Annotated in this window: 21 protein-coding genes; all 21 read left to right on the top strand. The window is 45.6% G+C overall.

Features of this window, described 5'->3' with window-relative positions; translation table 11 throughout:
* Nucleotides 1-32 precede the first annotated feature (32 nt).
* Nucleotides 33-611, top strand: coding sequence for a hypothetical protein (locus tag ACUUJN_RS17880; protein ID WP_028540457.1), 579 nt, complete (start codon nt 33-35; stop codon nt 609-611).
* Nucleotides 612-1,030: 419 nt separating this feature from the next.
* Entirely contained in the window at nt 1,031-2,440 is a 1,410-nt protein-coding gene (bcaP, locus tag ACUUJN_RS17875) for a branched-chain amino acid transporter BcaP (protein ID WP_264454760.1), read from the top strand.
* A gap of 378 nt (nt 2,441-2,818) precedes the next feature.
* The gene (gene yqfC, locus ACUUJN_RS17870; RefSeq protein WP_023989488.1) at nt 2,819-3,112 is read left to right on the top strand and encodes a sporulation protein YqfC; all 294 of its coding nucleotides are present in this window, start codon (nt 2,819-2,821) and stop codon (nt 3,110-3,112) included.
* Nucleotides 3,109-4,302, top strand: coding sequence for a sporulation protein YqfD (yqfD, locus tag ACUUJN_RS17865; RefSeq protein WP_023989487.1), 1,194 nt, complete (start codon nt 3,109-3,111; stop codon nt 4,300-4,302). The genes yqfC and yqfD overlap by 4 nt, the downstream gene beginning before the upstream one ends.
* A 6-nt stretch (nt 4,303-4,308) precedes the next feature.
* Nucleotides 4,309-5,280, top strand: coding sequence for a PhoH family protein (locus ACUUJN_RS17860; RefSeq protein WP_013311138.1), 972 nt, complete (start codon nt 4,309-4,311; stop codon nt 5,278-5,280).
* A 95-nt stretch (nt 5,281-5,375) separates the two neighbouring features.
* Complete coding sequence (locus tag ACUUJN_RS17855; protein ID WP_209942901.1) at nt 5,376-7,622, top strand: HD family phosphohydrolase; 2,247 nt, start codon at nt 5,376-5,378, stop codon at nt 7,620-7,622.
* A gap of 55 nt (nt 7,623-7,677) precedes the next feature.
* Nucleotides 7,678-8,175, top strand: coding sequence for an rRNA maturation RNase YbeY (ybeY, locus tag ACUUJN_RS17850; RefSeq protein ID WP_023989485.1), 498 nt, complete (start codon nt 7,678-7,680; stop codon nt 8,173-8,175).
* Nucleotides 8,175-8,549, top strand: coding sequence for a diacylglycerol kinase family protein (locus ACUUJN_RS17845; RefSeq protein ID WP_053325783.1), 375 nt, complete (start codon nt 8,175-8,177; stop codon nt 8,547-8,549). The genes ybeY and ACUUJN_RS17845 overlap by 1 nt, the downstream gene beginning before the upstream one ends.
* 49 nt (nt 8,550-8,598) lie before the next feature.
* The gene (gene era, locus ACUUJN_RS17840; protein ID WP_013311134.1) at nt 8,599-9,501 is read left to right on the top strand and encodes a GTPase Era; all 903 of its coding nucleotides are present in this window, start codon (nt 8,599-8,601) and stop codon (nt 9,499-9,501) included.
* Between the two features lie 447 nt (nt 9,502-9,948).
* Complete coding sequence (locus tag ACUUJN_RS17835; RefSeq protein ID WP_013372137.1) at nt 9,949-10,086, top strand: YqzL family protein; 138 nt, start codon at nt 9,949-9,951, stop codon at nt 10,084-10,086.
* A 42-nt stretch (nt 10,087-10,128) separates the two neighbouring features.
* Nucleotides 10,129-10,881, top strand: coding sequence for a DNA repair protein RecO (gene recO, locus ACUUJN_RS17830; protein WP_023989481.1), 753 nt, complete (start codon nt 10,129-10,131; stop codon nt 10,879-10,881).
* A gap of 138 nt (nt 10,882-11,019) precedes the next feature.
* On the top strand, nt 11,020-11,166 hold the full coding sequence (locus tag ACUUJN_RS17825; protein ID WP_155613687.1) for a hypothetical protein: 147 nt from the start codon (nt 11,020-11,022) through the stop codon (nt 11,164-11,166).
* 118 nt (nt 11,167-11,284) lie between these two features.
* Nucleotides 11,285-12,172, top strand: a complete 888-nt coding sequence (gene glyQ, locus ACUUJN_RS17820; protein ID WP_023989480.1) for a glycine--tRNA ligase subunit alpha — start codon at nt 11,285-11,287, stop codon at nt 12,170-12,172.
* The gene (gene glyS, locus ACUUJN_RS17815; protein WP_023989479.1) at nt 12,165-14,240 is read left to right on the top strand and encodes a glycine--tRNA ligase subunit beta; all 2,076 of its coding nucleotides are present in this window, start codon (nt 12,165-12,167) and stop codon (nt 14,238-14,240) included. Before glyQ ends, glyS begins: the two co-directional genes overlap by 8 nt.
* A gap of 121 nt (nt 14,241-14,361) precedes the next feature.
* Nucleotides 14,362-14,838, top strand: a complete 477-nt coding sequence (locus tag ACUUJN_RS17810) for a YaiI/YqxD family protein (protein ID WP_013311130.1) — start codon at nt 14,362-14,364, stop codon at nt 14,836-14,838.
* Nucleotides 14,831-16,705, top strand: coding sequence for a DNA primase (dnaG, locus tag ACUUJN_RS17805; protein ID WP_025722118.1), 1,875 nt, complete (start codon nt 14,831-14,833; stop codon nt 16,703-16,705). Before ACUUJN_RS17810 ends, dnaG begins: the two co-directional genes overlap by 8 nt.
* 43 nt (nt 16,706-16,748) lie before the next feature.
* Complete coding sequence (rpoD, locus tag ACUUJN_RS17800; RefSeq protein ID WP_007431230.1) at nt 16,749-17,882, top strand: RNA polymerase sigma factor RpoD; 1,134 nt, start codon at nt 16,749-16,751, stop codon at nt 17,880-17,882.
* A gap of 87 nt (nt 17,883-17,969) precedes the next feature.
* On the top strand, nt 17,970-18,809 hold the full coding sequence (locus ACUUJN_RS17795) for a hypothetical protein (protein WP_279834736.1): 840 nt from the start codon (nt 17,970-17,972) through the stop codon (nt 18,807-18,809).
* Nucleotides 18,806-19,567, top strand: coding sequence for a tRNA (adenine(22)-N(1))-methyltransferase (locus tag ACUUJN_RS17790; RefSeq protein ID WP_023989476.1), 762 nt, complete (start codon nt 18,806-18,808; stop codon nt 19,565-19,567). The genes ACUUJN_RS17795 and ACUUJN_RS17790 overlap by 4 nt, the downstream gene beginning before the upstream one ends.
* A complete protein-coding gene (locus ACUUJN_RS17785; RefSeq protein ID WP_023989475.1) occupies nt 19,543-20,658 on the top strand; it encodes a Nif3-like dinuclear metal center hexameric protein in 1,116 nt (371 codons plus the stop codon). The genes ACUUJN_RS17790 and ACUUJN_RS17785 overlap by 25 nt, the downstream gene beginning before the upstream one ends.
* A gap of 62 nt (nt 20,659-20,720) precedes the next feature.
* On the top strand, nt 20,721-21,287 hold the full coding sequence (locus ACUUJN_RS17780; RefSeq protein ID WP_028540463.1) for a flavin reductase family protein: 567 nt from the start codon (nt 20,721-20,723) through the stop codon (nt 21,285-21,287).
* Nucleotides 21,288-21,304 lie beyond the last annotated feature (17 nt).

The following is a 21,304-nucleotide window of genomic DNA, read 5'->3' as shown; positions in this document are numbered from 1 at the left end:
GCCGATGAATTACGGCAGCTAGGTGGTGAGTAATGAACTTTATCAGCTGGATCTTTGAGCATTTGTATATCCTGATCGTGATTGGCTTTGCTTTGGTGTCCTTTTTGGGGAAAAGCATCCAAGGCACAGGGCGGAAATCTCCGCCACGAAAAGGTATGCCCACCTTTGGTGGTGATCATGGTTCTCGTGGGCCCTCGACGTCATCCAGACCCTTCACAACGGAACATGGACAAGAGCAGCGCCAACAGGATGTTACTGGGGAGTTGCAACGTCAATTTCCTAATGAACGACGGGTGGTTATGGAAGCTCGTCGTATAGAAGAAGTGGGCGATCGGTCAGAAACGGAAGAACGGATGGACCGGGATTCATTAGATAACGGTTCGACTCTAGAGGATCGGATCCGTGCTATGGAAGAAGAACGCAGATTGGTTTTAGCCCGTCTCGATCGTATATCCAACGCGAGGGAGTCAGGGGAAATTACAGATGCGCCAGAGATAGCTTCGCAAGACCGTAATACGGTGGATACGGCTGATCTGCGCAGAGGTGTGATTTGGGCAGAAATATTAGGTCCTCCGCGTTCCAAGCGCTATATGGGTGGAGGAAGACGTTAAAATGATAGTGGATCCGTCACGGCTTTGGCTGTGGCGGATCTTTTTTTGTGAGCTTTAGGAATACATAAGCATGCTCAGAATAAAAAATGAATTAACGACAAATGCTCTAATTACCTGACAACGAATGTGATAATCCCTTGTGCGCCCTAGGTTTCTCACATTTGTTGTCATCTAAAATGGTGGCATTTTGTCTAATTTAGGGTCTCGTTTATGAAAATATATTCGTGAAAAATGATCAAATGTAACAATATGAATGGAGCTTTCCAAAAGCAGTTTTCATTTTTTCTTTTTTATATATAATGTTCTCAATGATAGATACTTATGAAATTTACTCCAAATTTAGCTAAAATTTGATTTGTATCGAGGTGATAAAACAAGATTATAAAAATGGAAAATTAATTTCTAGGAGGATGGGATAGATGGGAAATAGCTTGTTCAGAAAGAAGAGCATTGATCAGTTGATTGCCGCTACGCGGGGGGAAAAAGCACTCAAAAAGGAACTGGGTGCGTTTGATTTAACGATGCTTGGGATTGGAGCCATTATCGGAACGGGGATATTTGTGTTGACAGGTACGGGAGCAGTTACGGCTGGTCCAGGCTTGGTACTTTCTTTTGTGATTGCGGGACTCGCCTGTTTATTCGCGGCATTGGCTTATGCGGAGTTTGCATCCACCGTTCCAGTATCCGGTTCTGTTTACACTTTTACATATGCTACGATGGGGGAGCTATTGGCCTTTATTATTGGATGGGATTTAATTTTGGAATACATGCTGGCAGCCAGCGCCGTTTCCGCAGGTTGGTCGGGTTACTTTGTATCATTTTTGAATGGAATTGGCCTTCACATTCCGCTTGAATTCACTGCCGCACCGGGGACTTTAAAAGACCAAACTACTTATTTTAATCTCCCAGCTTTTTTAATTTTGATGGGTATCACGTTCTTGCTTTATTTTGGGATAAAAGAATCAAAACGGATAAACAACATCATGGTAATTGTAAAGATTATTGTTATTTTATTATTTATCATCGTTGCTTTTAAATATGTGAAGCCAGATAATTGGACACCATTTATGCCGTTTGGGTTCAGTGGGGTGTTTGGAGCCGCAGCTCTTGTGTTTTTTGCTTTTATTGGTTTTGATGCTGTTTCATCAGCGGCTGAAGAAACCAAAAATCCCGCCCGTGATTTACCGCGAGGCATTATTTTCTCACTCGTTATTTGTACGTTTTTGTATGTCATTGTTAGCGCGATTATGACGGGTATAGTACCGTTTATGCAATTTGAAGGTATCTCTCATCCAGTGTCATTGGTATTGCAGGTTGCGGGCCAGAACTGGGTTGCGGGTATTGTAGATATAGGAGCCATCTTAGGGATGACAACGGTCATGCTGGTTATGCTCTATGGTCAAACCCGTATTATGTTTGCTATGTCACGTGACGGCTTAGTCCCCAAAATATTATCCAAGGTTCATTCCAAATATAAAACGCCCTACATTAACACGTTGTTTTTTGGTACTTTATCTGCATTAATGGGTGGGCTGATCCCGCTGGATGAGTTAGCAAGTTTAGTGAACATTGGAACCTTGTCAGCATTTATTCTGATTTCGGTCGCCGTCATCGTTATGAGAAAAACACAACCTGACTTGCCAAGGGCCTTCCGATGTCCTGGAGTTCCGTATATTCCGATCCTGGCTATCGTTTCATGTGGGGTGCTCATTCTTAATTTGAATGGTCAGACATTTATTCGCTTTATTATTTGGCTTGTCATTGGTATGGCTGTTTACTTCTTATACTCTAGAAAAAACTCTCTTTTGAATCGAGATACCGAAAAATAACCGTGTCATCTAATGAAAATCAAAAAAAGACAACCTTGTTTTCGATATGAAAACGAGGCTGTCTTTTTTGTTTGAATTTTAAAAGGACACATCTTTTTCCTCTGCAATATAGCAGCTGCTGCGAATTGTAAGTTTAGCCTCATAAATGCGGGGACTGGATCATAAAATGTACAGTACAGATATCTGTGGCGCTGGTGTAATGGCGTTCACTGATAATAAGAATATAAGATGAAAAGCTAGCAGCGTAGCTGCCATGAAACATCTATGGGTACCGAATGGCAATAACAGAAGATGAAAAAATAGCAGCGTGCTGTCATCAAAACAACATTAGCCGTTGGATAACAGATGTTTTGATGACAGGAAAGGAGATTTCGCCGTATGAGCCGGATGAGCCGCAAACTGCGAAAGTGGGCCAGCGAGACGCTGGAGCTTCCGCAGGACATTCTATTTGACCTGCCGCGGTTAACCCTCATCGGCAGCCGCCAGCTTTATGTGGAGAATCACCGGGGCGTGGTGGATTTCACACCGAATCAGCTCGTACTTGCACTTGAGAAAGGCAGGCTGAGGGTGTCCGGCCATGATTTAGTCATTACGTCTATTCTGCCAGAGCAGGTAAGTGTGGAGGGACATATAACAGATATCCAAATGGAAGGAACGGAGGAAGGCTCGTGAAACATCCTGCTTTAGCAATGCTGCGTGGCACGGTTACCCTTGCTGTCAAGGGCGAAAGTGTGGAAGCTTTCATTAATTTACTCACCGATCACCATATACCTGTTTGGAACGTGCGGCCGATGGGTACTAGACATGCAGAAATGAACCTTCTGCTGCCGCACGTCTTCCTCCTACGCCCGCTTTTGAGAAGGACAGGCTGTAAAATGCATGTTCTGAAGCGGCAAGGGCTTCCCTTTACTGTTATACGGCTTGCCAAACGTAAATTTTTTATGGCTGGATTGGCTTTGTTCTGGATAGGTCTCCTGCTGATGTCTTCGCTTATCTGGGACATTGAAGTGAAGGGGAATGATAAGCTCTCGACGGACTCCGTTCTCAAAGCCGCCCGACAGGAGGGGTTGTATCCGTTTCAATGGAGCTTTCGTCTTTCCAGTCAAGACAAGCTTTCCCGTGCGCTCATGCAGAAGCTTCCAGAGGCATCCTGGATCGGTGTGGAAAAGCAGGGTACTTTGGTAACGATTCAGGTTGTTGAAGCTTCACAGCCTACCCCTGCGCCGCTCTACAGCCCACGTCATATCATCAGTAAGGCAGACGCGGTAGTCACTGAGATTTTTGCCGAGCAGGGTCGTCCTGTCGTGCATAAAAATACACGTGTCAAAAAAGGAGCCATCCTCATCTCGGGAACGCTTGGAGATGAGGAGAATCAGCAGCAGGTCGTAGCCAAAGGAGAGGTTAAGGGTCTTGTATGGCATGAATACGAAATTAGCAGTCCTACGCTGCAACGCAGCAGCACGTATACAGGTAACAGTCACGACCGCTTGTATCTGGTGTTAGGCAATCGTGCGATACAATTGTGGGGATATGGGAAAATACCTTATTCTACACATAAAACAACAGTTGAACATGATCCGTTAACTTGGCGTTCCTTCAAACTTCCGATGGGTTGGATGACTGAAAGTGTGAGGGAGACAAAGATACAAGAGCAGAAGCTTACGGAAGCAGAAGCGAAAATGTCAGGAATAGAAGGCGCGCGAGCTGATATTTTAGCTAAATACGGCAAAGGAACGAAAATAATGAGCCAAAAAATTTTGCATGAGAAGAGAGAGAATGGTAAAGTTTATATGAAAGTGCTTTTTGAAGTGGAGCAGGATATTGCGGAAGAACTTCCGTTAGTTCATAACCAAGGAGAATGAGGCTATTTGGCAGAACAACAACGCAGCATACAAATTGCATTGAACAATGCGGGAGAAGGACAGGCGTTATTTGGCCCGCAGGATTCCTTTTTAAAATTAATCGAAGCCGCTATTCCAGCAAAAATAGCATCTCGTGAGGCAGAAGTTAATGTTTTTGGTAATGCTCACGAGGTGGAAGTGCTCGAACAATTGTTCGATGTATTACTCCAGTTAATTCGCAATGGGTATATACTGACCGAAAGGGACGTCCATTATGCGATTGAATTGGCAAAAGATTTGCGTGCTGATCAGCTGCTCGATTTGTTCAAGGGTGAAATTACGACGACGTTCCGGGGGAAACCGATTCGCGTCAAAACGATTGGACAAAAGCACTATGTAACCACGATTAAGAAACGCGATATTGTATTTGGAATTGGCCCGGCGGGTACGGGTAAAACCTATCTGGCTGTAGTGCTGGCTGTAGCTGCCCTGAAGGAAGGTTCAGTCAAGCGCATTGTACTGACTCGTCCTGCGGTCGAAGCAGGGGAGAATTTAGGTTTTTTACCAGGGGATTTGCAGGAAAAGGTTGATCCGTATTTACGCCCATTGTATGATGCCCTATACGATGTGATGGGCCCAGAGCAGACTGCAAAGGCACTGGAGCGCGGGTTAATAGAAATTGCTCCTTTGGCTTATATGCGGGGACGTACGCTGGATGATTCATTTATTATTTTGGACGAAGCGCAAAACACCACACCCGAGCAAATGAAAATGTTTTTGACTCGACTTGGTTTCGGCTCCAAAATGGTCATTACCGGCGATGTTACGCAAATTGATTTGCCTCGTGGCAAAAAATCCGGTCTGATTGAAGCGAATGCGATTTTACAAGGGATTGAAGAAATAGGCTTTGTCCAGTTTGCAGAAGAGGATGTTGTCCGTCATTCCCTAGTTCAAAAAATTATTGTTGCTTATGACCGTATTGCCGAAAATCATGGATAGCCATTCAATCACGAGTATGGTGTGTACGATCAGAAAAAGTATAAAATGAGCAGTGTAGCTGCCTTGAAAAAGATGATGGAGAGGGATTGTTTTAGATGACCTCGAAGGAATTATCTAAAGGGAAAACGTTCCAGCATAGAATGAATGGATGGAAGTATAGCGTGGCGACACGCTATCTTCTGTTTTTATTTTTGGTGGTTCTTTTTTATGTAGGCTTTGCATCCAAGCTGCTTCCCGAGCGTTATGACATTCGGGTAAATCAACCGAGTGAAAAGGAAATTGTCGCCCCGATGCAGCTTCCTAACAGTAAGGCGACTTTGAAGGCTCAAGAGGAATCAGCTGAACGTGTGCAGCCCATGTATACCATTGTGCCAGTTCGCAACGATAACCTGATTACTGGTATTTTGGATCGAATTGAACGGCTCAATCAGGATGATCAGGTTTCCAGAGCAGATAAGATTTCGATTTATAAGGATGAGATTCCGCAACGTGCACGGGAATTTGTGCAAAATTTTGTGAATAACAGCCGTAATGCGGATGCCTACCCAGATAAGTTGCTGGATGAAGTGCTGGAAAAAACGAAAGAGCAAACGTACCGAATTCCAGAGGAGACATTCATTAAAATTCCGCGCCTTACATCTGAGGATATTGCTGAAATGCGGCCTGTTGCCCGTGAGATTGTGACAGGGTTGATGAATGATCAAATTACGGATGCCCAGACAGCTCGAGCCAAGGTAGCTGAGCGGGTTAGTACAAGCTCGCTTACCAAACGTACCTCACGGGAGGTTGTTCAGGAACTTGCAAGGCTTGTGATTACCGCCAACAAGTTTTATGATGATACAGCTACGAAGGACGCCAAGGTACAGGCTCGTGAAGATACACCGACAGTTTACATTAAACAGGGTGAAGTACTCGTCAAGAAGGGTGAGATTATTACCCAGGAAATCTATACACTGCTTGATGAAAATGAATTGCTCAAGGATAAAATCAATTATTGGCCACAATTTGGTCTACTGATGATGTCTATGATGCTTGCGTTGGGCTTGTTTATGTATATTCGTCAATTCCAATCACGAACACGAAACTTCAAGTATAATAATGCGCAGTTGCTCATGCTAGTATTAATCTTTGTGATTACAGTGGGAGCAATGATGTTAATTTCCATACTGCAGAACAGTGAACGTTCCTATCTCGGCTATCTGGCGCCTATCGCGCTTGGAGCTATGCTCGTAACGCTGTTGCTTGATATGTCGTTGGCTTTCGTATGTGCCGTTATATTCAGTATATTGGCAAGTGTTATTTTGAATGTCCGTCAGGGACAAATTTTTGACTTTAATTTTGGGTTTTTTGCTCTTGTGGTCTGTCTGGCAGCGATTTTCTCTACCCATCGAGCCAGCCAGCGTTCAACACTGTTCAAAGGGGCGATCATGGTATGCCTGTTCGGGGCCCTGTCTGTTTTTTCTCTGGCACTGATTGACCAAGGGAATTGGACTCAAACGACGACGCTCTATGGGGTAGCTTTTGCTTTTGCAGGCGGTCTGATAACAGCAATACTTGTTATTGGGCTAATGCCATTTTTTGAGTCTACCTTTGGTATCTTGTCGGCACTGAAGCTTGTTGAGCTGTCGAATCCCAACCATCCCTTGCTCCGCAAGCTGCTTACGGAGACACCGGGAACGTATCATCATAGTGTAATGGTGGGTAATCTGTCAGAGGCCGCAGCGGAGGCTATAGGAGCAAACGGCTTGTTGTGCCGGGTTGGTTCGTATTATCATGATATTGGTAAAACCAAAAGGCCTTCGTACTTCATTGAAAATCAAAATGGGTTGGAAAATCCACATGATACAATAGAGCCCAAGCTGAGCAAATCCATCATTATCGCCCATGCTCGTGACGGGGTGGAAATGCAATTGGATTACAAGCTACCCAAGCCAATTCGCGATATTGCCGAGCAGCACCACGGAACGACATTCTTGCACTATTTTTATCACAAGGCGTTGCGTGAGGCTGAAGAGCGAGGGGTAGAGCCTGACTTCACGGAGGATGATTTCCGTTATCCGGGACCGAAGGCTCAGTCTAAAGAGTCTGCTGTGGTGGGAATTGCTGATAGTGTGGAGGCAGCAGTTCGTTCCTTACGGAAGCCGACGGTGGAACAGGTAGAATCCATGATTGAGAAAATTATTAAGAGCCGTCTTGATGATCACCAATTTAACGACTGTGAGCTGACCATGCGGGAGCTTGATATCGTGGCTCAAACCCTCAAGGAAACAGTAATGGGGATTTTCCATTCCCGTATTGAGTATCCAGAGGAAAGGCCCAAGTCTGAAAACGGAAAAGCTTAATATAACTTGTGCACGAAGCACGGTTAGAGCACTAGAATTAAAAGGAGCGGTTGGCATGGGCCTTCAATTAGCTTGGAATAATGAACAAAACGATATGGTAATTAACGAATCCTTGATTACGTTGCTGAACACCTTATTGGAGGAGGCAGGCAAAGTGGAAGGAGTCACAGACGGTGAGGTAGCCCTTACCTTCGTTAATGATGAGCAAATTCATGAGTTGAACAGGGACTATCGGGGAATTGATCGTCCCACCGACGTGTTGTCTTTTGCTATGAAGGAGACACTGGATGAAGAGCTTGAAATTATTTACGAACCGAATGAAGAAACTTCAATGAATGATGTACCGGATGTTCTGGGGGATATTATAATCTCTGTACAGACAGCGCAAGCTCAGAGCGAAGAATACGGACATTCGATTGAGCGTGAAATCGGTTTTTTGTTTGTTCACGGCTTTCTGCATCTGTTAGGCTATGATCATCAGGATGATGTGAGTGAAGCTGAAATGATGGGCAAACAGGAAGCTGTACTGGCTCAAGCGGGGTTGACAAGGTAATGAGACGTCAGCCTTGGAGAATGACCTTTCGCTATGCGGCAGAAGGCGTGATGTACGCTCTGCGTACGCAAGTAAATATGCGGATACATGTGGTCATGGCGCTCTTTGTCATTGTAGCAGGCTTAACTCTGCACATCTCCCGGCTCGACTGGTTATTCGTCTGCGTGGCTATCGCTATAGTCATTGTAGCCGAACTGTTCAACACCGCTGTTGAAGCAGCGGTGGATCTCATCTCACCTGATATTCATCCGCTGGCCAAAGCGGCTAAAGACACCGCCGCCGGAGCCGTGCTCCTGGCAGCGGTTTTTGCTGTAATTATTGGTATATTTGTGTTTTATAGGCCTATGTTAACGTTAATTAGTTCGCTGTTTTAATGGAAAAACCAAAATAAAATAGGTGCTTAATCGCGCTGGAGGAAATGAAATGGCTAAGAAACACTTTAAATCAGGCTTTGTCGCAATTGTTGGCAGACCCAATGTCGGAAAATCAACACTGATGAACCATGTCATTGGGCAGAAGATTGCCATTATGTCGGACAAGCCGCAAACTACACGCAACAAAATTCACGGCGTATTTACTACAGAGGACACACAAATTGTATTTTTGGATACACCGGGGATTCATAAGCGCCAGTCAAAATTAGGCGATTACATGAATCAGACTGCTTTTAATACGTTGGGTGAAGTAGAAGCGGTGCTTTTTCTTATTGACGCTGCTGAGGGTCTAGGCGGTGGCGACCGTTTTATTGCGGAACAGCTTAAACAAGTAAAAACGCCAGTTATCTTGGTGCTGAATAAAATTGATCGCATTGAGCCGGAAGCGTTGTTGCCACTGATTGAGCAGTATCGCAAGTTGTACGACTTTGCAGAAATCATACCGATCTCGGCCAAAATGGGCAACAATGTAAACACCCTGCTGGAGCAGGTGCAAAAATACTTGCCAGAAGGTCCGCAATATTATCCGGATGATCAAATTACCGACCATCCAGAACAGTTTGTCATCTCCGAACTGGTTCGGGAAAAAATTCTGCATATGACACGTGAGGAAGTACCCCATTCTATTGCGGTTATGATTGAAGACATGAAAGTGCAGGATAATGGGGTAGTGCATATTATGGCTGTTATTTTTGTAGAGCGTGACTCCCAGAAGGGGATCATTATCGGCAAACAGGGAGCCATGCTCAAAGAAGTGGGCAAACAGGCCCGCCAGGATATCCAAAACCTGCTAGGCTCCAAGATTTTCCTGGAACTTTGGGTTAAGGTCAAAAAAGACTGGCGCAACCAGGAACGCGTCCTTCGTGACCTTGGCTTCCATCGCGACGCTTAAAAACAGAACTTGATTCTACGTCACTTTAGTTCAAGGGTTTATTGAGGCTAAAAAAATTGATATTAAATAAATATGTATAGTTGTTGTAAGCATCATAAAAAGGCCGTCCCGATCTCTATGACTGAGATAAGTAACAGTTTTTTGGTCATTCAAAGCGCCGCGCATATGCGGCGCTTAACTCTTGCTCTTTTTACCCCTTTCTTCCAGTGATGAAATAAGGAGTGCTTTTAAAAGAGTTATTGTAACTGTGTGCACATTGTAGCGGAGCGAAGGATTTGAATCTGAAGAAGCGATCGTAAGATCAAATCATTTGCGAAGCGGCATTCCAATCTACATACAGTAGCCTTTTTCAACGTAATCCATTAATTTCATCGCATACTTCTCCCCTCTTCGCATCATCCTATTTTTGAGATGCAAACGTCATTTCCGAAGAAAGGATGAATACGATTGCGAGATTTTTCGTGGAAGTATTTTGCGATGACTGGAGATGTCGGTGCGTATCTGTTATATCGGGAGAGCGCCGTGACAAGGGAGCAAGACACGGATGAGGGAGAGTCGGACGAGCATGAAGAAGCCCGTGAATAGTACAAGCCACTGGCTTCTTCGCGAATGTTTGGGGGAAGAGGCATGCTTTACAGGGTGGAAGGAATCGTCATCCGCAGCATGGATTACGGTGAGGGGAACAAAATTATTACGCTTTGCACCGAAAGCGGAGGCAAAGCAGGCGTGCTGGTCAGAGGTGCAAAAAAGTCCAAAAGCCGTCACGCTGCTTTAACGCAGCCGTTTACGTACGGTGAATTCGTTTTTTTTCGAAACACAGGTTTAGGCACGTTGAATGCCGGTGAAATCATCCAATCCCACCATACATTACGCGAGGATATTACTAAAGCTGCTTACGCTTCTTATGCTTGTGAATTACTCGATCGGGTGCTACAGGATGAGGAAACAGGCGCGTTCTGGTTTAAGCAGCTTAAAGCATGTTTGGAGGCGCTGGAGAGTGGCAAAGATCCGCTGATCGTCATGAGTATTTATGAATTTAAAATATTGCAGGCGGCCGGATATGCTCCTCAGCTTGATGCATGTATTTCAAGTGGTCAACAATGTGCTGATGAAGATATGTTTGTCAGTCCGAGGCTGGGCGGAGTTTTGTGTCGGAGCTACAAGCATTATGATCCAGCTGCATTGAGCGTGACTCCACGTACATTGAAGTTGCTGCGCTTGTTCGCCAGAATGGATTTGAATCGGCTCGGCAACATTGACGTAAAGGACTCCACAAAGCTGGAGATCAAACATGTCATGCGTCAGTTCATGGATATGCAGTTGGAGGTCAAGCTGAAATCCCGCAATTTCTTGGATCAGCTCGACAAGTACGATATGTGAAACGCCCTATTCTCTTGACTGTATTGCTGAAAACGTGTAATATCCTACTATATATCTCCTTCGGGAGCAGATGCATTGAACGAGAAAGTAGCGGGATGTATTCTCTGTAATTAGCGAGTTGGGGACGGTGTAAGCCCAGTGGGAATTCTTCGTGAACAAGGCACTCGGGAGCGTCTGAATGGACACGGAAAAGAGGATTACGATCTGATTGGTGATGTAGGATCGCAATCAAGTAGGGTGGAACCGCGGGAGTCAGCTCTCGTCCCTACGTCTGTACAGGCGTAGAGGCGGGGGCTTTTTGCTGTCTCTAGCAAGGCTTTTGGGATAAAATAGCCCTGTACATACGAGCTTAATGAGAAGAAATCACCAACATTTGAGGGAATTGGAAAGGGAGCGTGTACCAATGAATTTTCAGCAGATGATTTTAACGCTGCAACAATTTTGGGCTGAACACAACTGTATTATTGTACAGCCGTATGACACGGAAAAAGGGGCAGGCACGATGAACCCGATGACGTATTTACGTTCGATCGGACCTGAGCCGTGGAACGTAGCTTATGTTGAGCCTTCTCGTCGTCCGTCAGACGGACGTTATGGTGAGAACCCGAACCGCCTGTATCAGCATCATCAGTTTCAAGTAGTTTTGAAGCCTTCACCGGATAATATTCAGGAATTGTATTTGGAGAGTTTGAGCCGTTTGGGCATTAACCCTTTGGAGCATGATATTCGTTTCGTTGAAGACAACTGGGAAGCACCAACGCTGGGAGCGTGGGGCTTAGGTTGGGAAGTATGGCTGGACGGTATGGAAATTACCCAATTCACCTATTTCCAGCAAGTGGGCGGTATTGATGCCAGTCCGGTTGCCGTAGAAATCACGTACGGTATGGAGCGTCTTGCTTCCTACATCCAGGACAAGGAGAATGTGTTCGATTTGGAGTGGGTCAATGGAATTACGTACGGTGATGTCTTCCACCAGCCTGAATTTGAGCATTCCAAGTATACGTTCGAAGTATCTGACGTCAAAATGCTCTTTACTCTTTTTAATATGTACGAAGAAGAGGCAAATAAAGCGATGGCGCAGCATCTTGTATTTCCAGCCTATGATTATGTGCTGAAATGTTCTCATGCGTTCAACTTGCTGGACGCTCGCGGAGCGATCAGTGTGACGGAACGGACTGGGTTTATTATACGAGTGCGTAATTTGGCGCGTCAGGTGGCTGCGACCTATCTGGAGGAGCGCGAGAAGCTGGGCTTCCCGCTGTTGAAGAAAGGAGGTGCGGCAAATGTCTAAGGATTTATTGTTTGAGATCGGGTTGGAAGAAGTCCCTGCACGTTTTATCCCGAATGCAATTCAGCAGTTGAAGCAGCGTATGACGGCGTGGCTTGACAGTTCGCGTATTGCTTATGGTGCTGTAGAGGTTTATGCTACACCTCGCCGTTTGGCGGTACTTGTCAAGGAAGTAGCGGAGAAGCAAGAAGATATTAACGAAGAAGTTAAAGGTCCTTCCCGCAAAATCGCACTCGACGAGGCTGGTAACTGGAGCAAGGCTGCACTAGGCTTTGCTCGCAGCCAAGGTGTTGATCCTGAACAGTTCACGTTCAAGGAGCTTGGAGGCGTGGAATATATTTACGCAACTAAGAGCAGCATAGGTGTACCAACAGCGGATGTGCTATCCGAAGGTTTATTGCACATTTTACATGCCATGACATTCCCTAAATTCATGCGCTGGGCAAGTTATGACTTTAAATTTGTTCGTCCGATCCGCTGGTTGATTGCCTTGTTTGGTAGCGATATTGTTAATTTGGAGATTGCCGGCGTGCAGTCAGGAAATGTGACAAGAGGGCATCGTTTCTTGGGACAGGATGCCGTAGTAGAAAGTCCAGCTGACTATGTTGAAGTGCTTCGCAAGCAGCATGTCATTGTGGACATTGAGGAACGTCAATCGCTTATTGTAAAGCAGATTGAAGCGCTGGCTGCCGAAAAAGATTGGACGATTGCGGTCAAGGATGATTTGCTGGAAGAAGTGCTGTATTTGGTGGAAACCCCAACAGTACTGTTCGGAGGTTTTGATCCTGCGTTCCTGAACATTCCGAAGGATGTACTCATTACTTCCATGCGCGAACATCAACGCTATTTCCCAGTGCTGGATCACACAGGAGAGCTATTGCCATACTTTGTTACGGTACGTAACGGAGGAAGTCAATCGCTGGAAGTCATTGCTAAAGGGAATGAAAAAGTATTGCGTGCCCGGCTGTCTGATGCCAAATTCTTTTATGAAGAAGATCAGAAGCTGGAAATTAAGGATGCACTCTCCAAACTGGAAAGTATCGTTTTCCACGAAGAGCTGGGAACGGTTGGAGACAAAGTGCGCCGGATTCGCCGTATTGCTGATGCTCTGGCAGAGAAGCTTCGCGTTTCTCCAGATACACAGGAGTCGGTTAGTCGAGCAGCGGATATTTGTAAATTTGACCTGGTAACACAAATGGTATATGAGTTCCCAGAACTGCAAGGTGTAATGGGTGAGGATTATGCTCGTAAGGCTGGAGAGAAGGAAGAAGTGGCAAGAGCGGTGTTTGAGCATTACCAGCCTCGTTATGCAGGAGAAACGGTTCCTTCAACGAATGCTGGAGCGATTGTAAGTATCGCAGACAAGATAGATACCATTACAGGCTGCTTCTCTATCGGTATTATTCCAACAGGTTCACAGGACCCTTACGCGCTTCGTCGCCAGGCAGCAGGTATTGTGCAGATATTGTTGGATCGTAAGCTTTCGGCTACGTTGTCTGATGTGTTCAATATCGCGCTCGAGGTGCATGGCAACCTTGGAAATATGAAACGTTCCGCTGATGAAATACGTAAAGAATTACATGAGTTTTTCGGATTACGCGTGAAGAAACTATTGTCTGAGACACTTCGTTATGACGTTGTGGATGCTGTACTTGCAGCTGGATATGACGATGTTGCTTCCGTTGTTAACCGCGGAACTGCGTTAATGACTGCCGTACAAACAGGTGAGGTATTCAAAGCAACAGTTGAGTCCTTTAATCGTGTAGGTAATCTGGCTGCTAAAGCAGTTCATAAGTCAGTTAATACAGGTGAGTTTACGGAGCAAGGCGAAAAAACGCTTTACGAAGCATGGTATAGCGCTTTTGAATCTTATAGCGTAGCTTTACAGGAAGGTGATGCGACACGGGCGTTAGCGCTTGCTTCATCCATTACCCCTGCGGTGACGGCGTTCTTTGATTCCGTTATGGTTATGGCTGAGGATGATGCTGTTCGTAATAATCGTTTGGCATTGCTGGCTGCTATTGACTCAGAACTGAAGCGTTTTGCCGATTTTTCCAAGCTTGTAGTTTAAACGTCAGTTGTGGTAGTATGAACAACTTGAAAAAATGGGTATAAATATACGGAACGGTGTAAGAGTAATCTTGCAGCCGTTCCGTATTTTACTCGAATGCGGATGGAGATGGGGGATGCTCATGGAGGGAACCGGAACTTTACTGGATGTGCGGATCGTTGTTGACGGGGACGCTTGTCCTGTTAAAAGTGAAATTGCGGAGATAGCTTCCCGTTTTCATATTGAGGTTATTATGGTATCTTCATATGATCATCTCATTCAGGGCAGCAAAGGCGTAAGCATCGTTAAAGTAGACCGAAGCGACCAAAGTGCCGATCTCTATATTGCCAATCATATCCGCCGCGGCGATATTGTAACCACCAATGATTATGGTCTTGCTGCACTTGCCTTGGCAAAAGGTTGTGAAGTGATGTCTTTTCGCGGAGCTATGTATCGAAACGATTCGATAGATTTCATGCTTGACCGACGTCATACTTCTGCCAAAGAACGGAAAAAAGGACGTTATGGAAAAGGTCCTAAACCGTTTACATTAGAGGATCGTGAAGTTTTTCAACATAAACTGACAAAACTTTTACTTCGCTTGCAGGAGAATGAGTAACGGTATCGAATTATATTTACGTGCTAAAGAGATGAAGGTGGTTAATATGAGTGCCGGACAAGGTAACATACCGGACGATATCATTGAGTCAGTTTTACAACATCATGATATTGTAGATACGGTAAGCAAGTACGTGCATTTGACCAAGCAGGGGAAGTATATGAAAGGCCTCTGTCCTTTTCATTCCGAAAAAACCCCTTCATTCACCGTGACACCGGATCGTCAGATTTTTTACTGCTACGGCTGCGGCGCGGGAGGCAATGCCATCAAGTTTATGATGGAAATCGAAGGACTATCCTTTCCCGAAGCTGTCAGGACAATGGCAGAAGAAAGTCATATCCCGCTCGGCGAATGGCAGGGACGTGATTCATCGCATCAGCATCCTGAGTTGGACAGGCTGTTGCAAGCGTATGAGTTAACTTCTAAGATGTACCATTTTTTGCTTAAAAATACGGAGCACGGCAAACCAGCGATGGAATACTTGCGTTCACGAGGATTCAGTGACAAGATCATTGATCAATTTCAAATTGGCTATGCACCCAACCGATGGGATACGATCGTTCAGTTTCTGGAGAAGCGTTCTTTTGATCCCGTGGAGATGGAAAAGGGAGGGCTTATTTCTCCCCGGCATGAGGGTGATGGATATGTGGATCGGTTCAGAGATCGTATCATGTTTCCCATTTGGAATCGCAACGGAAAAGTTATTGCTTTTGCAGGCCGTATACTTGGTGAGGGACAGCCAAAGTATTTGAATTCACCAGAGACCAAGCTATTCAACAAGAGCCGAACGCTGTACAATCTTCATCATGCTAAAACCTCAATTCGCAAGCTCCGCCAGAGTGTTCTTTTTGAAGGCTACGGTGATGTCATCTCGGCATGGGAAGCTGGCGTACAAAATGGGGTGGCCGCCATGGGCACTGCTCTAACGGAGCACCATGCTACGATGTTAAAAGGACTGTGCGATGAGGTCATTATTTGTTATGATGGTGACCGGGCAGGACAAGCTGCTGCGCTTAAAAATTTTCCGCTGTTGGAAAATGCGGGACTTCACGTGAAAGTAGCGCTGGTCAGTGACGGTATGGACCCGGATGATTTTATCCGGCAATACGGCGGCGAACGATTCCAGCGTCAAATTATCGAAAGTGCTGTTTCAACGGTGAAATTTAAGCTTATATATCTGAAAAAAAACCATATACTGCAAGAGGAAGAAGGAAGAATCGCGTATTCCCGCGAAGCATTAAATGTCATTGCACCTCTGTCATCCCCGACCGAGCGGGAAGTGTATCTGCGCGAAGTATCAGCCGAAGTTAAGGTGGATTTTGAAACCTTGAAGCAAGAATGCAATTTACTCCGTCAATCCCTGCAAAAAAAACAGAACTTTGGGGATAATAACGAAAATGGGTGGAATAATGGTAGGCATAAAAAAGGGCAGGTCTCCACACCTAATCTGTTGCCGGCTTACCATGTGGCTGAGCGCAGGCTGCTTCACTGGATGATGCAGGATTTAGAAGCTGCAGAGTATGTAGAAAAGCATCTGGGCGACGCCTTTAATATTGAGGATCATGCAGCAATTGCTGCTTATCTATATGCCTATTACGCGCAAGGGAAGTTACCAGATACAAGCCGTTTTATTTCATCTTTGCAAGACGACCGGCTGGAGAAGAACGTAAGTTCGATCATGATGATGGATGCTCCAGGCGTATGGGCACCGCACATTTTGGATGATTATATTCATCAGGTGCGAAAATTTCCATTGCAGGAGCAACTGGATTTGAAAAGGGAAGAAATGAGAGCCGCTGAGCGCTTGGGTGACTTTTTGCGCGCAGCACAAATTGCAAGTGAGATTATAGCCCTAGAGAGACAATGAACACACAGAGGTCGGATGTTTCTAGGGAGGAGGGAGTCGAAAGATGGCGAATGATCAGCATACTGAACTGGAGACGGAACTAACACTGGATCAGGTCAAAGATCAACTGATTGAGTTGGGTAAAAAAAGTTCTTCTCTGAACTACAAAGATATCATGGAAAAACTGTCGCCGTTTGATCAGGACCCCGAGCAAATGGATGAGTTTTATGAGCAACTGGGTGACTTGGGGATTGAAGTTGTGAATGACAACGACGAAGAAGTTACCAGATTGCGTCAAAATGACGACCCGGAAAATAATGATGGGGATGATTTTAATTTCGATGACGATCTGAGCCTGCCTCCCGGTATTAAAATTAATGACCCGGTCCGGATGTACTTGAAGGAAATCGGTCGTGTACCGTTGCTTTCTGCTGATGATGAGGTGGAGCTTGCCAAACGGATCAATAACGGCGATGAAGAAGCTAAGCGTCGGTTGGCAGAAGCGAACTTGCGTCTGGTTGTAAGTATTGCCAAACGTTATGTTGGTCGCGGAATGCTTTTCCTGGATCTGATTCAGGAAGGTAATATGGGTTTGATTAAGGCAGTAGAAAAATTTGATTACGAAAAAGGCTTTAAATTCAGTACGTATGCAACCTGGTGGATTCGTCAGGCCATTACGCGCGCAATAGCCGATCAGGCGAGAACAATCCGTATTCCGGTGCATATGGTGGAAACGATCAACAAGCTGATTCGCGTATCGCGTCAACTGTTGCAAGAGTTGGGGCGCGAACCTACGCCGGAGGAAGTGGCTGCCGAGATGGAGCTGAGCGTGGAAAAAGTACGGGAAATTATGAAAATTGCCCAAGAACCTGTTTCATTGGAAACACCAATTGGTGAAGAGGATGACTCACATCTGGGGGATTTCATTGAGGATCAAGAAGCATTGGCGCCTGCAGATGCGGCTGCCTATGAACTTCTGAAGGAACAGCTCGAGGATGTACTGGATACGTTAACCGAACGGGAAGAGAATGTTTTGCGTCTCCGCTTTGGTTTGGACGACGGAAGAACCAGAACCCTTGAAGAAGTGGGTAAAGTGTTCGGTGTTACACGTGAACGTATTCGTCAGATTGAGGCCAAAGCGCTGCGTAAGTTGCGCCATCCAAGCCGCAGTAAGCGACTGAAGGATTTCCTCGAATAGAAGCGTAACATTGCGGACCTTCTGCGGCTTGAAGCGCGCAGGAGGTCTTTTTTTATCTCATGGCAGCCTTGGTGGAGGGGAAGAAGCTTGGACCAGGAGAAAAAACGGGCAATACTGTTACATGAAATTGAGCATTGGCGGCGAAGTCGGCTGCTCCCTGAGCAATATTGCGATTTTTTGTCTAACCTGTATCGGGAGGACGAAGATCCGTCGCAGAGCCAGAACCGTAACAACACCGGGCTGCTTACATATCTTAGACACGGGCATGGGATCGCCTGGCTTCTTGGTTTTGTCATTATTTCCTGCATTTGTTTGATCGGTTTTTATTTTACCGCTTTTCCGTTGGCAATGCAAATATTCTCGGCAAGTGCAGTTACTACGATTTGCTATGGAGTGGCCGCATTTTGGCGGTCTTCCGAAAAGAGTATGAGTGCGATGTTGAGCACTTTAGGCAGTGCGATTATGCTGGGTTCGGGTGTGTGGATCATTCAGCTCCATCAAGGTGAAGCTAAGGTTTGGTTTCTTTTGCTCGTAGGCCTATGCGGTGTGGTATGGTGTCTTGTGGGATTAACTTTGCGGATCAGCTTACTTCATTACTGTGGTCTTGCTGGGCTGCTTTTAGTGTACGCGGTCCTTATAGGCCGCCACTGGCCTACAGCAACTTTAGTGATGCTTGAGGCATTTTGGATTTTGCACGCAGTATTGTTGATCTGGCTAAGCTGGTGGGTACATCGCCGCTTTCCGGGTCTCGCTTTGATTTATTTCGCTATAGGCATGACACTAGCATTCATGGCTGAAGCAGACATGATTATCCTGCGCCATCAAGCGGCGGGTGATGTGGTATTTTACAGCATACTGAAGTTGGCATTTGTTGTAGGAATTTTATTTTGGACTCGAAAAAAATGGATTACGTGGGTGACGTCATGAAACTTTCTCAACGATTACAATATATTATGGAACAAATTCCTGCCGGGAGCAGACTTGCGGATATTGGCTCGGATCATGGACTACTCCCTGTGGCTGCAGTGCGTAGTGGCAGAGTACCGCAAGCCGTGGCGGGTGAGGTCAACGATGGTCCGTTACGTGCGGCTCAAAAGCAGGTGGCCGAAGCAGGTCTTACTGATCGCATTGCGGTTAGAAAGGGAGATGGCTTGGCTGTAATTAAGGCCAATGAGGTTGATGTTATTACGATAGCCGGCATGGGTGGTGCCTTGATCGCTTCCATTTTAGAGCAAGGGAAAGACAAGCTTGTTTCAGTGAAACAGCTTGTTCTACAGCCTAACGTAGGCGAGGATATCTTACGCCGTTGGCTCATCGAACATCAATGGGTACTAACAAGTGAACATATTATGGAAGAAGACGGAAAAATATATGAAATTCTGACGGCCGTACCTGATTCGGTAAGCCCACTGAAACAGGATGAGCTGTATCAACCATGGAAACTTCCCGATAGTTCGCTGGTACTGACACAGGATTTGTTAATGCAACTCGGACCGCTATTGGTCAAAGCACCGAATGAAATCTTTTTTTATAAATGGAAATTGGAGATTCGCAAGCTTGAGGATGTGCTGGCACAAGTGGCACGATCAGATCAGGAATCCGCACAGCATAAGCGGGAGCAATTGCGCAAGCAAATTGAACAGCTAGAGGAGGTACTTGCATGTTTGCCAAAGGACAGACAGTGATTAGCTACATGGAGCAGCTGGCTCCGAAATACTTGGCAGTTCCGGACGATAGAATCGGGCTTCAGCTGGGTAGTCTGCAAAAGGAAATCAAAAACATATTAGTAGCCCTGGATGTTAATGATGAGGTTGTCGAAGAGGCAATCCGTATAAAAGCTGATCTCATTATTGCACATCATGCGATTATATTCCGCCCACTTAAAGCATTGAACACGGATCAGCCTGCGGGCAGATTGTATGAAAAGCTGATCAAGAATGATATTGCTGTCTACATCAGTCATACGAATCTGGATACGGCTGAGGACGGCATGAATGACTGGATGGCGGAAGCTCTGGGTATTCAAAGTGAAGGTACGCTGGAGGATGTTCACACCGAGCAATTATTCAAGCTTGTTGTTTTCGTACCCAAAACACATCATCAACGGGTACTTGATGCCGTATTAGGGGCGGGAGCTGGACATATCGGCAACTACAGCCATTGCAGCTTTAACATTGACGGCTACGGAACTTTTGTACCGGGTGAAGGCACACAGCCGTTTTTGGGTGAGCCGGGTAAAATGGAACGTAGTGAAGAGGTTCGTATTGAGACCATTGTACCGCAGGGTGTACGCAGTAAAGTTGTTCAAGCGATGCTGAAGGCTCATCCTTATGAAGAGGTGGCTTATGACCTGTACCATATGGATTTGCAAGGCCGTAGCTTTGGTCTGGGGCGGGTAGGCAAGCTCAAGGAAGCCCGTACGTTACGGGAGTTTGTCGATGTTGTGAAAAACGGTCTCAACGTCGAGCATGTACGTGTGGTGGGCGACTTAGATCGTACGATCAAAAAGGCAGCCGTGCTTGGGGGCTCTGGTAGCCGTTATGTGAACAAGTCGCTCTTTAAGGGAGCTGACGTATTAGTCACGGGGGATATTGACTATCACACGGCTCAGGATGCCCTTATGGCGGGGATTGCTATTATTGACCCTGGACATAACGCTGAAAAGATTATGAAGCCTAAAACCGTAGAATGGATGCGCAAACGCTTGGCAGAAGGTCGTTATTCAACGGAAGTACATGTATCTCAGGTAGAAACCGAGCCTTTTCAATTTTTGTAAAATCTCAACATCTATGAGAAAATGAAGATGCTCTATTATTTTTTTTCGTAGGGAGAGGTTCTATGCGGACGCTGATAGCTGATTCTGCAATTCATGCCTATCCAGGCATGGTCGCTGTTGTTACTTCCCGCTATGAGGGGGAAAATAATGTAATGGCCTCAGGCTGGCATACCTATATCGGATCATCACCGGGCATGTATGGCATTTCACTGAGGAAGGAAACATATTCTCACGGTCTGATCGAGAAAAGCAGAGGCTTTGGTATTCAGTTTCTGCCTGCACACAGATCGGAATGGATTCAGGCTGTAGGTACCTTTAGTGGTAAAGATGTAGATAAGTTTCAGCAGTTTGGCATTGCATATGAGGATGGAATTTCAGTCAATGTGCCTATATTGCTGGAGGCTTATCTTGCTTATGAGTGTAAAGTCGTGGATATTCATACCTATGGAGATCATGATTGGATCGTCGGTGAAATACAGCAGACCTACCGAGATGATGAACTGTTCCTAGATGAGGACGTTCCTGATTTTAGTAAGCTTTCTATCCCGCTATACGTGGGAAGGTCTGCTTATTATGTGGCGGATGATTCATTGCAGAGAAAGGTGCATCCGTTTTATTTGAGCAAGTAAACAGAGATCTATACGTT

Source organism: Paenibacillus sp. LRG-1, from assembly GCF_057220305.1.
This window is presented reverse-complemented; position numbering and strand designations above follow the sequence as displayed.

Excerpts from the sequence above, each read along its gene's own strand:
- ACUUJN_RS17880 (WP_028540457.1), top strand. The coding sequence starts at position 33 with ATGAACTTTATCAGCTGGATCTTTGAGCATTTGTATATCCTGATCGTG.
- bcaP (WP_264454760.1), top strand. The coding sequence starts at position 1,031 with ATGGGAAATAGCTTGTTCAGAAAGAAGAGCATTGATCAGTTGATTGCC.
- yqfC (WP_023989488.1), top strand. The coding sequence starts at position 2,819 with ATGAGCCGGATGAGCCGCAAACTGCGAAAGTGGGCCAGCGAGACGCTG.
- ACUUJN_RS17855 (WP_209942901.1), top strand. The coding sequence starts at position 5,376 with ATGACCTCGAAGGAATTATCTAAAGGGAAAACGTTCCAGCATAGAATG.
- ybeY (WP_023989485.1), top strand. The coding sequence starts at position 7,678 with ATGGGCCTTCAATTAGCTTGGAATAATGAACAAAACGATATGGTAATT.
- ACUUJN_RS17845 (WP_053325783.1), top strand. The coding sequence starts at position 8,175 with ATGAGACGTCAGCCTTGGAGAATGACCTTTCGCTATGCGGCAGAAGGC.
- era (WP_013311134.1), top strand. The coding sequence starts at position 8,599 with ATGGCTAAGAAACACTTTAAATCAGGCTTTGTCGCAATTGTTGGCAGA.
- recO (WP_023989481.1), top strand. The coding sequence starts at position 10,129 with ATGCTTTACAGGGTGGAAGGAATCGTCATCCGCAGCATGGATTACGGT.
- glyQ (WP_023989480.1), top strand. The coding sequence starts at position 11,285 with ATGAATTTTCAGCAGATGATTTTAACGCTGCAACAATTTTGGGCTGAA.
- glyS (WP_023989479.1), top strand. The coding sequence starts at position 12,165 with ATGTCTAAGGATTTATTGTTTGAGATCGGGTTGGAAGAAGTCCCTGCA.
- ACUUJN_RS17810 (WP_013311130.1), top strand. The coding sequence starts at position 14,362 with ATGGAGGGAACCGGAACTTTACTGGATGTGCGGATCGTTGTTGACGGG.
- dnaG (WP_025722118.1), top strand. The coding sequence starts at position 14,831 with ATGAGTAACGGTATCGAATTATATTTACGTGCTAAAGAGATGAAGGTG.
- rpoD (WP_007431230.1), top strand. The coding sequence starts at position 16,749 with ATGGCGAATGATCAGCATACTGAACTGGAGACGGAACTAACACTGGAT.
- ACUUJN_RS17790 (WP_023989476.1), top strand. The coding sequence starts at position 18,806 with ATGAAACTTTCTCAACGATTACAATATATTATGGAACAAATTCCTGCC.
- ACUUJN_RS17785 (WP_023989475.1), top strand. The coding sequence starts at position 19,543 with ATGTTTGCCAAAGGACAGACAGTGATTAGCTACATGGAGCAGCTGGCT.
- ACUUJN_RS17780 (WP_028540463.1), top strand. The coding sequence starts at position 20,721 with ATGCGGACGCTGATAGCTGATTCTGCAATTCATGCCTATCCAGGCATG.